The 11,705-nt window shown below is 41.1% G+C and carries 12 protein-coding genes and 2 pseudogenes; 11 read left to right on the forward strand and 3 right to left on the reverse strand.

Translation table 11 applies throughout. The features are described 5' to 3' along the window. The first annotated feature begins 83 nt into the window (after positions 1-83). From ACU01J_RS18475 to ACU01J_RS18515, 9 genes and pseudogenes are all read left to right on the forward strand, one after another. The gene (locus ACU01J_RS18475; RefSeq protein WP_268664455.1) at positions 84-338 is read left to right on the forward strand and encodes a helix-turn-helix transcriptional regulator; all 255 of its coding nucleotides are present in this window, start codon (positions 84-86) and stop codon (positions 336-338) included. Beyond that, entirely contained in the window at positions 335-1,858 is a 1,524-nt protein-coding gene (locus tag ACU01J_RS18480) for a YfjI family protein (RefSeq protein ID WP_268664454.1), read from the forward strand. The genes ACU01J_RS18475 and ACU01J_RS18480 overlap by 4 nt, the downstream gene beginning before the upstream one ends. 446 nt (positions 1,859-2,304) lie before the next feature. Beyond that, complete coding sequence (locus ACU01J_RS18485; protein WP_481087026.1) at positions 2,305-2,967, forward strand: inovirus Gp2 family protein; 663 nt, start codon at positions 2,305-2,307, stop codon at positions 2,965-2,967. Positions 2,968-3,111: 144 nt separating this feature from the next. Beyond that, positions 3,112-3,645: a hypothetical protein gene (locus ACU01J_RS18490; RefSeq protein WP_481087027.1), complete on the forward strand. Its 534-nt coding sequence runs from the start codon at positions 3,112-3,114 to the stop codon at positions 3,643-3,645. Between the two features lie 41 nt (positions 3,646-3,686). Then, a pseudogene (locus ACU01J_RS18495) lies at positions 3,687-3,905 on the forward strand (IS630 family transposase); the annotation flags it as partial. Between the two features lie 171 nt (positions 3,906-4,076). Continuing rightward, positions 4,077-4,676, forward strand: a complete 600-nt coding sequence (locus ACU01J_RS18500) for a hypothetical protein (protein WP_481087028.1) — start codon at positions 4,077-4,079, stop codon at positions 4,674-4,676. Positions 4,677-4,877: 201 nt separating this feature from the next. Continuing rightward, positions 4,878-5,351, forward strand: a complete 474-nt coding sequence (locus ACU01J_RS18505) for an Hcp family type VI secretion system effector (protein WP_265689220.1) — start codon at positions 4,878-4,880, stop codon at positions 5,349-5,351. Next, entirely contained in the window at positions 5,348-6,124 is a 777-nt protein-coding gene (locus ACU01J_RS18510; protein ID WP_481087029.1) for a DUF4225 domain-containing protein, read from the forward strand. Before ACU01J_RS18505 ends, ACU01J_RS18510 begins: the two co-directional genes overlap by 4 nt. A 1,008-nt stretch (positions 6,125-7,132) precedes the next feature. Next, entirely contained in the window at positions 7,133-8,371 is a 1,239-nt protein-coding gene (locus tag ACU01J_RS18515) for an IS256 family transposase (protein ID WP_481087030.1), read from the forward strand. A 512-nt stretch (positions 8,372-8,883) separates the two neighbouring features. Here the strand turns inward: ACU01J_RS18515 and ACU01J_RS18520 are convergent. The 3 genes from ACU01J_RS18520 to ACU01J_RS18530 form a co-directional block, all read right to left on the reverse strand. Next, the gene (locus ACU01J_RS18520) at positions 8,884-9,177 is read right to left on the reverse strand and encodes a hypothetical protein (RefSeq protein WP_481087031.1); all 294 of its coding nucleotides are present in this window, start codon (positions 9,175-9,177) and stop codon (positions 8,884-8,886) included. Between the two features lie 179 nt (positions 9,178-9,356). Next, positions 9,357-9,632 (reverse strand): HU family DNA-binding protein, encoded by a 276-nt coding sequence (locus ACU01J_RS18525; RefSeq protein ID WP_481087032.1) that lies wholly within the window; start codon positions 9,630-9,632, stop codon positions 9,357-9,359. A gap of 30 nt (positions 9,633-9,662) precedes the next feature. Next, the gene (locus ACU01J_RS18530; protein ID WP_268664447.1) at positions 9,663-9,824 is read right to left on the reverse strand and encodes a hypothetical protein; all 162 of its coding nucleotides are present in this window, start codon (positions 9,822-9,824) and stop codon (positions 9,663-9,665) included. A gap of 76 nt (positions 9,825-9,900) precedes the next feature. Between ACU01J_RS18530 and ACU01J_RS18535 the strand changes: the two genes are divergently transcribed. Both ACU01J_RS18535 and ACU01J_RS18540 read left to right on the forward strand, forming a co-directional pair. Continuing rightward, entirely contained in the window at positions 9,901-11,466 is a 1,566-nt protein-coding gene (locus ACU01J_RS18535; protein ID WP_268664446.1) for a type I restriction-modification system subunit M, read from the forward strand. Continuing rightward, positions 11,463-11,705 (forward strand): annotated as a pseudogene (locus tag ACU01J_RS18540) (hypothetical protein); the annotation flags it as partial. The gene ACU01J_RS18535 and the pseudogene ACU01J_RS18540, both read left to right, overlap by 4 nt.

Here is an 11,705-nt window from a genome sequence, read left to right on the forward strand (position 1 = left end):
GGGCAAAAAATCGCTCTCTTTCAAAATACAGAGAACTTGGATAGTTTTGTCCGTGAAGTCTAACTAACACGGAGTACTAGAAAATGGTATTACCCTTATCTCAACAAAACCAAAATCAGATCATCTATCGTATTGATGACTTGACTAAAATCACGGGTCTTTCTAGATCATCTATTTACGACAAATTGAACCAACACTCTCCACGCCACGATGCCTCATTCCCAAGATCGGTACCGCTTGGCCCGCGCGCTGTCGGGTGGCTATCTTCAGAGGTGCATGCTTGGCTAGACTCTAAAGCTAAAGCACGACACTCTGATAAGAAGGAGGTCACTCAATGAGTAATACACTCCCTATTGGCCTGAGTGGCACAAGCTGGTTTCCTTACCAGTCTATGCCTCCCTATTTTAGAAACGAATCTACAATATCTAGAGCCTTAGACAATCTAGAACAACTGACTCAAACGCCAAGGGCTATGAACCTGTCAGCCATTCTAGCAGCGTCATCTACTTCTCTTCAGGGGTTAGTCGATGTTGAGAATCCACTAACAGGTAAAGCGGGGCCAATCTCTTTGAATCTCCTGACCGTTGCCGGCTCTGGCGAGCGAAAATCGAGTCTAGAATCTAAGGTAATTAAAGGGCTTAAGAGGTTCATGTTAGATGATACTAAGCTCCTAAAGCGTGCCCTAGTCAAACATGCCCTAATCATAAGTGAGCATCGAGAGGTAGAGAAGAATTTAATTCAAGAAATGGTAGAAGCTGCTGGTGAAGAGAAAGAACTAGCTATTGAGAGGCTGGTTGAGCATCGGTCAAACAAGCCGCAAGCGCCTAAGCCAAGAGTGATTCGATTTGAAGACGTCACGCCACAATCTCTACAGGCTGAACTACAAGGTGTCGGAGCAAATGCGTTACTTAACAGTAGTGAAGGAGGGAAGATCCTAAACTCTTTGTTAATGAAGAACACCAGCTTCTTAAACGATATTTGGAGCGGCGAAGACACTAGGGTAAGTAGGAAATCAAGCGATGATATCATTATTGAAGATGCTCGATTGACCGTGTCGATAATGACTCAGGTTAGCACCGTCAAGAAATTTATTGCTAAATCTACAGATGATGTTCGCGATAATGGCTTCTTCGCTCGTTTCTTGCTTTGCTATCCGCCCTCAAACTGTGGCAACCGTCAATCGTACGGCTTAAAAATCCCGACGGAAGCTATCGATGAGTTCAATGAACGAGTTTACTCTTTACTTCAGCTATTGCCAATGAAAGTTGATGAGCGTGAACGAAGGGTTGTTTCCTTCTGTTACGACGCTAAAAAAGTACTTACTGATATATCGAATGATATAGAGGCTGGAATGAAGCCTGGTGGACGATTTGAGTTTGCTAAAGACCACGCTAGCAAATTGATTGAAAACACAGTTCGTGTTGCGGCTATATTACACTGTTTTGAAGTCTACTCAGAGGATGAAACTCTCCCAGAGATACCGCTCTCGACGCTTTGGGATGCTATCAACATTGTAGCCTATTACTCAAGCGAGTTTATGGGGCTGTTTTGTCCACCACCAAGCCCCCCACAGTATGTACTTGATGCGGAGGTATTAGTGAATTGGTTAGCCCAAAGAGCAAATATAGGGACTCGATACATTAAAATTAACTACATACTCCAGTATGGTCCCAATTGTTTACGAAAAAGTAAAGCTCTAAAGGCAGCGCTAGACTATCTGGGGCCTGACCCTCGGTTTTCACAGCTGTTAATCGGAAAAACGAAGGTCATCGATTTATATCCTTCAAGTCCACAAGATTTAGCTAAGCAGCAGCTTGATTTATCAACGGTCGTGCTGCCAACTACGCCACAATATTAAACCTTTAGGTGGATAAAAACTCAGTATCTCCGGTTTATCCAGTGATTATTGGCAGCTGTATTATGGGGAACCCAGCAAGGCTAAAGAAGCCTACGGTTAGTAAAACAGACAAAGCAATAAGGTATAAAATTTTTAGTGTTTTCATGATTGTTCCTATTTGGGTTAAATGATTCATATTAATTAACTTCGGAGTGATTTGTATTACTGCATTTGAAGGTGTTTTATAGGAATGATAAAGATTAACTATAAATGTATTGCTATAGATAGGTTCGGTTATTGGTAATATATAAGTAATACTTAGTAACAATATACTATCACTACTAATTAATAACATCAGTAGTATCAATACTTATACCTTCAATAGAGATTGATAATACGTGGTTGTGACTAATGAACAAGAATATATCAACAATATATTAAGGGGAATACTACCAATGGAGGGAGGTATGAATAACATTGACTACCCTATATTTACTCAATATACACATAACAGGGCTTACCTATTATCAATACAAAGAGTATTTAATAAAGCATTAGCCAATAACAGTGCACGTGTTTTAGTGTTTCGAGTGGATTTACGCTTACCATCAACCTGCTCTATTGATGGTTATGGTTTATATGATTTGAATCCGATGACGTTATTTATAGAGTCATTACGCAGTCAAATTGAAGCTGAACGTAAACGTAAGCAACGTTTCGGTCAAAAGGTACACGCATGTCCAGTGCGTTACATTTGGGCCAGAGAGCGTCACACAGCGGAGAAAGATCACTATCACGTCATGATATTGGTCAGTAATGAGTACTACAGTGGTCTCGGCGATTATACGAGACTAAACCCTGAGTACTTGAGCGGTAAAGTGTATACGGCTTGGGCTAGAGCGATACAGAGTATGGAGCGGAGGTTATTTCTACAATCATTGTCCGATGACGTGGAAGATTACATGCCGCTGGTGGAATTTCCAGATAAAGCGGGATATGTGATCAGACGTAATCAGTGTGGTTGGCAAGACAAGTTATTTGAAGCTTATAGCAGGGCAACCTACTTAGCCAAGCTAGACACAAAGCATTATGGCGAAGGATATCGTTGCTTTGGAACAAGCAGTAATTAAACCCATTTAATTATTTATTAATTACGTATTAAACGTACGAATTTTATTTTAGCACTGTCAGTCTAGAGGCTCAGTGTAGGAGCGTTGTATTTTAAAAATACAGCCATTTATAAAGATAATGTAGACAACAGAAGGAGTTCTACAATGGAAAAAGTAACATCAAAAGCAATAAGTGAACTTAATTTTAACTTTGATAATATAAATACGCAGCCATTTCCTATTTCGGAAGAGTTGACAAAAATCGTTGCATCATTCGTGAATGCTAACTTAGATAATATCGACATCCCTGAAGATACAGCAAGTTATTATAATTATATCATAATAGATTTTGTCGATTCTAATCTTAGTCGTGAAGTAGCGGGGTTTCAACCTTTTACATTCTGTTTTAAAAGGGCTTGTAGCATTAGTCCTTGGCATTATAAGGATATTAGTGGGTTTATCCATATGGGGGGGAGGTTTCTGTACCATTTGGTTTTTAATTTTTTAGGTGAAGACTTGGAAATCAGCATTAGTCATACGGATGACTTTGAATTCTATAAAAAATGGGAGAGGAATTTTTTATCTATAGTGAAAGAAGGGGGATTCGATAAAGTAGAGATAAGTGTGAACGTAAATCCACCTGAAGATTTTTCTTTATGTGAGCCTTCGTATGACGGTTATTATCCCGAAGATTATTGAAGATGCTTAATTTTTCGTGAAATGAGGTCATGCTACACACCATGAAAATCACACTGACTCCTCAACAGAAGCAGCAACTCGAACAAATGCACGATTCCACTCGTGATGGTCGAGTGCGTGACCGTATTAAAGCGGTATTGCTCGCATCTGAACGCTGGAGTCAGGTTATGATTTCTCAAGCTCTTCGTATCCATGATTCGACAGTCGCTCGACATCTCAGCGACTGTGTTCTTTCTGAGAAGCTTAAGCCCTTAGGTGGGTCAATTTTACATCGGCGCTGACAGTAGCCTATATAAGCCGTTTAGGTGGTATTGGTGTATAGTTTTACAACAGGGTAAAACTTGCCTTTGAAAAGGTGGTATTATTCTATGTGTAGTGAACAAGCGTATGTAGTAAGTAAATCGGTTCGAATAGACCAAGAATGAGGTGATATGCCACAATTATTTTTCAACCCCAGTGAGATGAAACAAGACTTTGCCTTCTTAGCGAACAGTACGAAGAACAAAGCTAAATATGACTTCTTTATCGCGAATGGTCACCAGGTGTTCCAAAATGGATTAATCGTGCCAGTTGGTTGTGAACTGCATCGTGTCGATCATGATACTTATTTTGAGCTTGGCCTTATCTCCAAGTCAGATAAAGCCGTCTTGTATTACTGTAAGGTCGTTAGGGTCGAAGATGAATCCATTGGTATTGATGGCGTAACTCAAGCGTTAGTCTGGCGGAATAGGATGAAGCCACAATACAAAAAGGCGACGGTAGAGTTTGTTTCAGAAGTGTTCAATCACTACTTAATTGAAAATTACACCGTTCTTATTTCGGATGTGTATCACTCTTATGGCGGAATGTTCATGTGGCAAGAGCAGCTTGGTTATGCCATTGAGAGACGAGACCGTAGAGTTATGTTATACGATCAAATGAATTGTGTGGTAACCGAGATTGACCGCTCGACTTTCGATGATTTCTTAGACGATTTATGGAGTGAAGATGAAAGCAAACTTCACTACCGAGCAGTCATTAAGAAGCTATGAATAGTTAAAGGTATGACGTAGCAGGACAGTGAGAAGCCCAGAGACCTTTAGCAATGATAAGGTCGCTCATGCTCCTTTTTCCTCATTATATGCATACGTTTAATGTGATGCTATTGCCAAATATAATGCGAAGTTCTTATCTTTTCATAGAGTTATATTGCACAATATGAACTTTGAATCATAAAGGATTACAGGCGCAACATGGCTCACACGGCATACCTCTCCATCATAGCGAAGTCGCAAGGTTGTATCTCTCAAGGGTGTAATACGAAAGACTCTATCGGTAACAAGGCGCAAGAATCTCACGTCAATGAAATCACTGTTTTAGCTTGCAATTTCACCTTAAGTAAACACGGTGGTCCCGCAGAAGTCGTCATTACTAAACCCATAGATAAGTCTTCACCGCTTCTCGGTAATGCCTTTTCTAAGCAAGAGCATTTACAATGTACGCTTAATTTCTATCGCACAAATGAGCAAGGCTACAACGAAAACTTCTATTCCATTGAACTAGTTGATGCGCTAATTGCAACCCTATCCTTTGATCAACCTAATGTGCTGACCTCTGGAGATGATGATATGTCAGAAGTTCTTCACCTCTCTTACAGAGACATCATCTGGAAACATAAAATAGCTGGTACGGAAGGTTATGAAACGTGGGAAAGGCTTTTAGGATGAGAAACCAAACCACGCCTGACTCATGGGATATTCGAGAGGTCGAAAAAGCTGGTAAGGGGCTCACCATGCAAGCGGTAACGCTTTCAAATCGTTACCTTTCTAACGGTGGCCTCAAGATGCAGTTTGTTCGTGAAGTCGATCGGTTTGAACAGTGTCTTGTGAACGACTTTAAAAGCGGTAGAAAGAGCAAAGAAACGGTATTCAAAGAGCTGAAAAAAGAACGGCAAAACTTAATGGATCAAGGCGCCATTATTGCCCAAAAAGGAATTGGTTTTGTTGCTGGCGTGATGCAATTAACCGCAGGTGCGGGGATCTGTTACTACTCGGCGGCTTACCTTTGCTCAATTGGTGGTTCCATGATGGCTCACGGCATGAATAACATGTATGAAAATGGAAAATATTTCTGGGATGGCGACGAGAATGCTACAGGTCTTGTTCGAGAAAGTTATCAACATGCTGCGGAATCATTAGGCTACTCTAAATCTCACGGGGACATTGCCTACTATGGGGCAGATTTAGCCATGTCAGCATATGGGCTAACCGCTAAGACAACTACGGTAAAAAATGCTTCTGAGGCTTATCAAGTGTTGTCCAAGCCTAATTTGAAACCAATGCCTTGGACCAATACTCCCAAAGCCAAACAATTTAAATTATTTAGGTATAGCTCTGAAGATTACCTAAGGGGCTATCAAGCAATGAGCAAATCTGCATTAGGAGCCGAAGTAGGAGCTGATTACTATAACATTGACGCTATAACGGGTCTGAACAATTGAAAGAAATTCTGTTTTTTTTGATAACTATTATGCTACTACTTATTTTAAAGCGAACATCTCATTGTACCTTTAAAAGTTCAGTGTATGTTTTCATTTACATTATTCTAGTAATTGGGTTCATTGGTGGTAATTACTACTCTATTTTCATGAATGGAACATTATTAATGAACATGCTTCCAGAAGTATCATTCAAACAAAATGAGGTGATACGATGGTCGAGTATTATAGTGTGCTTATATTTAGGGCTATTAATCCCTAAAAAACAGTGCGCGTAACTTGGCTTACACAAGACCTCACAGAAGTATCGTATATTTATGGAGTAAATTTAGCCATGTCAGCATATGGGCTAACCGCTAAGACAACTACGGTAAAAAATGCTTCTGAGGCTTATCAAGTGTTGTCCAAGCCTAATTTGAAACCAATGCCTTGGACAAACACTCCGAAGGCCAAACAATTTAAATTGTTTCGGTACAGCGCAGAAGACTATCTAAGGGGTTATCAGGCATCAAGTCGACTATCACTAGGAGCTGGTGCATTAAGTGACAGCATTACAGCATACTCACTATATGATGAAGCAAGAAAATGATAACAATTACATGTTATTCCATTACATCTCTTTCACTCATTTATCTTCTATGGCGAATAAACCACGTCCCCTCAAAAGGGATGATTCTGCTATGTAAGTTTGCGTTATTTTTGGTCTTAGGAGGACAATTTTGGGCAATCTTTCAGATTGGAACAAAAACAGCAGGCGTTCCATCCAAAATACCTTTTTTCGAAGACTTTTTTATTAAACACCTCCAATTACCTAACTTTGAAATCCAATGGATATCTTTCATTTTTGTTATACTTACGGTGATATTTTGTTTGCCAAAAAGGTCTGAAAATTAGGTGTATGTAATTCCTTTTAGAGCTATGCTGATTTCTGGTGTATGGAAGAGAAAGGAAGTTGCGGTGTAATCTGTTGATGTAGTTCTCGCCAGAATGATTAACAGAAAGGTACACCGCATGACTGATAATACTGTTGTTTCACTGAATACACCACAGGACCCACTTACAGAACTGATACGTCAAGGGGCGAGAGATTTGATTGCACAAGCTGTTGAAGCTGAGCTTCAACAGTTACTTGCCCAGCATCAGAGTGTAATGGTTGACGGCAAACAAGCCATTGTTCGCAACGGTTTCTTACCTGAGCGAACCTTGCAAACAGGTGTCGGTGATGTCGAAGTGCAAATTCCTAAGGTGCGAGATCGCTCAGGGAATGGCGTCAAATTTAATAGTAATTTGATACCACCGTATCTCAAGCGAACGAAGAGTGTAGAAACACTGCTTCCGTTACTTTACCTCAAGGGGATATCTACGGGCGATATGCTGCCCGCTCTTGAATCTTTGCTTGGTAAGGATGCGAAAGGACTCTCAGCCAGCAGCGTTTGTCGTCTTAAGGAGCAGTGGTCTACAGAATACGAACAGTGGCGTAAGCGTGATCTCGGTAAGCGTCGCTATGTTTACGTCTGGGCTGATGGTGTTTACTGTCACGTTAGGATGGACGATAAGCTCTGCTTACTCGTCATCATCGGCGTAGATAACACAGGTCGTAAAGAGGTTCTTGGCGTTCTGGATGGTCACCGAGAGTCAGAAGCCAGTTGGACGGAGCTCATAGAGCAGTTACGAGCACAGGGATTACAGTTAGCACCTAAGCTTGCCATCGGAGATGGCGCACTTGGCTTCTGGAAAGCCGTGGCTAAATGCTGGCCGCAGGCTGACCAGCAGCGTTGTTGGGTACATAAGACAGCAAATGTGCTGAACAAGGTGCCCAAAAGCGTACAGCCACGAATGAAGGAAGCGCTGCAAGATATTTGGATGGCAGAAACGAGAGATGACGCTTATCAGGCCTTCTCAACCTTCCTGAAACGCTTTGAAGCTAAGTATCCAAAGGCAACCGACTGCTTGGTGAAAGATAAAGCTGAAATGCTGGCGTTTTACGACTACCCAGCAGAGCACTGGGTTCATATCAGGACAACGAACCCAATAGAATTGATGTTCGCTACCGTTCGCTTACGCACTAACAAGACGAAGAACTGTGGAAACAGAAAAACCACGTTGATGATGGCTTACAAGTTAATGCTAAGTGCTGAGACGAAGTGGCGTCGCCTACGAGGTTTTAAACTCCTCGCAGATGTACTGAAAGATGTTCGCTTCATCGATGGAGTGAAAGAAATGGAGACTCATCAACAGGCTACTGCATGATCTCCATACACCACATTTGACAATAGCTCTTCCTTTTTATGCTAAATAGCAAAGTTTGCCATCAGAAGTAGCCCTCAAACGCTTTTAGCGAGAACATTTGACAATTGATACAATAGCATTTGTAAGTTTGTACTACGTTTAGCTCGATTTACAGGTAAAAATCAGCAAGTTCATTTGAGCGAAGAGAAGCACAATGAATTACGCTCATCGTTCTATCACCTCTTGAAGTCGAACTATCAACTTCACATCTTGTCTGTTTCTCGGACGGTTTCGTTCAGTTTTGAGTCGTTCTCGAACCATATCCAAAGTGACTCTCTCAGGAGGTCGAGAGATGGCTTTTCTTAATTGGCATTGAATTGTATCTGGGCAAAAGTATTTAGCTTGTTTCCTATCTAGACGTAACCACCGAAAACAATGTGGGCAAAGACGGTCAGTTTTTTCATACATAATTCAGGTCTGGATAGTTGATGTAAAAAATCAAGTAGCATTAATAAGAGTCTCGCTGAATACCATTATTCTGGTTCATCTAATACCGCAGCGGGGGGCACTTCCTCTTGTCTTTGGTAGGGATTATTTTTTAACGTTTTTACCAAAATACCACGATTGACGCCTAAGACTTGAGCCACAACGTATTTTTTATCGCTCACTACCCCCATCGCTTCCTGAAAAATCACAGGTTTCATTGCTTGAACAATACCACTCATGTCAGGCGTATCGGTAAATTCATTAAATTGCTTGAGGTAATCTTTTAAACTTTGCTTGAACGCACGCTTACTGAGTGCTGCTTGCTGTTCTAAATCTGTCATTAACCTAGCGCTACTGGATAAGAAATAAAATTAATGGAAATGAATCATACTGACGGTTTAAGAACTGTCAGTATGATATTGTCTATCGTGAAAAGTATCACTGTGAGTACGTATTTCGCTCTAGTGAGCCAGTAGCTCTATACGTCACAATGACACTTCTTTGAGAGGAGCGTTTACACTTATGGATTGAGCGCGTCTTTCAATGCTTTACCTGCTTTAAAGCTTGGCGATTTGCTGGCGGCGATTTGAATGGTTTCACCTGTGCTTGGGTTACGTCCTGTGCGTGCACCGCGCTCAGTGATTTTAAATGTCCCAAAGCCAATAAGAGCGACTTCTTCACCTTGTGCTAAGGATTGTGTAATCCCTTGAGTGATAGCATCCAGAGCTTCACTCGCTTGCTTTTTGGTGATATCTGCTTGAGCGAAGATGAGCTCTGTCAGTTGCGTTTTATTCATGTGATGTATTTTCCTTAGGTTATATTTGATTTAAAGCTCGAACTGTTTATCAAATTCTCGCTGCTCTTTCCACTGTTCAATTTTTTTACGTGCTTGATGGGCAGCAACATCCCCTTTGACACGTTTCAGTGTGGGATTGCTTTCTACGTACTTTTTGGTTTTCGTGTTCTTAGTCTTAGCTTTCTTAGTCATAGTTCCTTTCCCTGAAATCATGATAATATCATGCAATGGTTTGTTTTACTTAATTTGACACTAGGAATACCTCGCTATGACCAGCACCGAACAACGAGCAGAGTTACAACGCCAAATTTGGCAAATCGCCAATGAGGTCAGAGGCTCTGTTGATGGTTGGGATTTTAAACAATACGTCCTAGGATCTCTTTTCTATCGTTTTATCAGTGAAAACTTCACTAACTATATTGAAGCTGGCGACGCAAGTATTCAATACGCAGGCTTTAAGGATGATGATCCAAGAATTGAGTTGATCCGTGACGATGCCACCAAAACCAAAGGCTACTTTATCTACCCTAGCGAGCTTTTTTGCAATGTAGTCCATGGTGCGAGTACGAATGACAACTTGAACACCGATCTTGCAAAGGTATTTTCATCCATAGAAAGCTCGGCAAATGGTTATCCTTCAGAGCAAGACATTAAAGGGTTATTTGCTGATTTTGATACCACCAGCAACCGCCTTGGCAATACAGTATCAGACAAGAACGCTCGACTGGTATCGGTGCTCAAAGGAGTAGCAAAACTCCAACTAGGGGATTTTCAAGATAATCAGATTGATTTGTTTGGTGACGCTTATGAGTACTTGATCTCAAACTATGCGGCCAATGCGGGAAAATCAGGCGGGGAGTTCTTCACACCGCAAAGTGTGTCTAAGCTGCTGGCTCAATTAGCGATGCATAAACAAACCTCGGTGAATAAAATCTATGATCCGGCAGCAGGCTCAGGGTCTTTGTTGCTACAAGCCAAAAAGCACTTTGATAACCACATTATTGAGGAAGGCTTCTTTGGTCAAGAGATCAACCATACGACTTATAACCTAGCTCGTATGAACATGTTTTTGCACAATATCAACTACGATAAATTTGATATTGCGTTAGGTAATACACTCATCCACCCTCAATTTGGTGATGAAAAACCATTTGATGCCATCGTGTCCAATCCGCCCTACTCAGTTAAGTGGGTAGGAAGTGACGATCCAACACTCATTAATGATGAACGTTTTGCTCCTGCGGGGGTATTGGCACCGAAATCCAAGGCAGACTTTGCTTTCGTTCTTCACGCGCTGAATTATCTCTCCTCTAAAGGCAGAGCTGCCATAGTTTGCTTCCCTGGCATTTTTTATCGTGGTGGCGCTGAGAAGAAAATCCGACAGTATTTAGTTGACAATAACTACGTCGAAACCGTGATATCACTTGCGCCTAATCTGTTCTTTGGCACGTCAATCGCCGTCAACATCTTAGTGCTTTCAAAAAACAAAAAAGAGAATTCCATTCAATTTATTGACGCCAGTGGTGAGGATTTCTTCGATAAAGCTACGAATAACAACGTGCTTTTGAATGAGCATATCGATCAAATTATGACGATCTTCGACGGTAAAGGGGAGATTGAACATGTCGCTAAAAACATGGATATCGGTGACATTGAAAAAAATGACTATAACCTTTCGGTGAGTGCTTATGTTGAGCCTAAAGACACCCGTGAGGCCATTGACATCACAAAGCTTAACGAAGAGCTAAAAACAACCGTTGCAAACATTACTCAATTACGCACGGATATTGACGCCATTGTCGCAGAGATAGAATCAGCGGAGAATCATGCATGATCTTAGACAATAAACTCAATATCACAAACCAAGTTGACCTTTCAAAAGTGGAAGAAAAGCTTAGCAAAAAAAAGGCGCGTGAGCTGTTTGACTCAGGTGAACTTCACAATGTAGAAGTCGGGACATTTGCAGGGCTGAGCTTTATCCATAAGTATTTGTTTGAAGACATTTACTCTTTTGCGGGGAAAATAAGGGAAGTGAATATAGCCAAAAGCAACTTCCGCTTCGCCCCTTTGATG

The organism is Vibrio sp. 2433-A1 (assembly GCF_056726085.1).